The following is a 979-nucleotide window of genomic DNA, read 5'->3' as shown; positions in this document are numbered from 1 at the left end:
AGCGATGCGGCGGGCCTCGCCGCCGTGCTCCGCCAGGAAGGCCCGGAAGGCGGTCATGCATTCCTTACCCTTTCCGGGGGTGACGAACAGCACCGGGCGCTCGGCCGCATCGAGGTCAATGAACACGGTGACGTAGCTGTGGCCTCGCTTGGCCGCGGTTTCGTCGAGTGCGATCGCCTCGACCCCGCTGAGATCGAGCCGCTCGATCGCCCGGCCGACATAGTACCGCAGAATGCGCCACAGCCGCTGGTCGGTGACGCCGATGATGCGCGCGGCAGCGGCAACCGGCATCTCGCGCATCAGAGCCAGCGCGGCCTGCTCGAACAACAGCGTGAAGCCGCTGTCGGGACGTGCCCAAGGCACAGCAATGCGGAGTACGCCGTGCTCCGGACAGTCGGTGCGTGGCACACGGGCCTCGATGATGCAGGCGTGCTGAAAGAAGTTGAGGTGCCGCCAGCTCAGTTCCTTCCAGTCGTGCGGTTTGCACAGCCGGCCGCAGGTTGGGCAGGGGAAGCGGGCGCCTGGGTCGGCGGCGACGGCCAGATGCAACTCATGCGGCTGGTAGTCGGTTTCCAACCGCTGGTCGACCACGCGCCAGGGTGGGGTCAGTCCGAGGCCGAGGGTGAAGATGTCGCTGCTTGCCATGGCGGTGCTCCGCGCAATCAGAGTGTCCCGTGCGGGCTGGCACCGCATGCCGCGCCAATGCGCGATCGGACTGCGGGATGCGGCTGCTCGGCCCGTCTGCCTCAAGACTGGCGCCGTGCTCGCCGCCGTCAAGAACGCTGCGCGTCGCTACGCGATGGCCTGCGGCCATTCTTGACCGCGGCTGTGCACGACGCCCCGCGCACGATCAGGCCGGGACGAAGAAACGGCACTCCAGCCGAACCAAGAAACTGGCCCCAGCGTGGCAGGGCTGCTACCTGCGGTGGTGGTCACGCCACTTTCAGGAACCGCCGAAGTTCCACTCGCGGCGTCGAGG

1 protein-coding gene is annotated in these 979 nt (G+C 67.9%); it reads right to left on the bottom strand.

The annotated features are described in order from the left end of the window. On the bottom strand, positions 1-645 hold a 645-nt coding region (locus APM_RS13665), incomplete at its 3' end, for an ISL3 family transposase (protein ID WP_007423956.1). Positions 646-979: the final 334 nt, after the last annotated feature.

It is taken from the genome of Acidiphilium sp. PM (assembly GCF_000219295.1).
GTDB lineage: Bacteria > Pseudomonadota > Alphaproteobacteria > Acetobacterales > Acetobacteraceae > Acidiphilium > Acidiphilium multivorum.
Note: the sequence above shows the minus strand (reverse complement) of the source record. Positions and strands in the feature narration are given on the sequence as shown.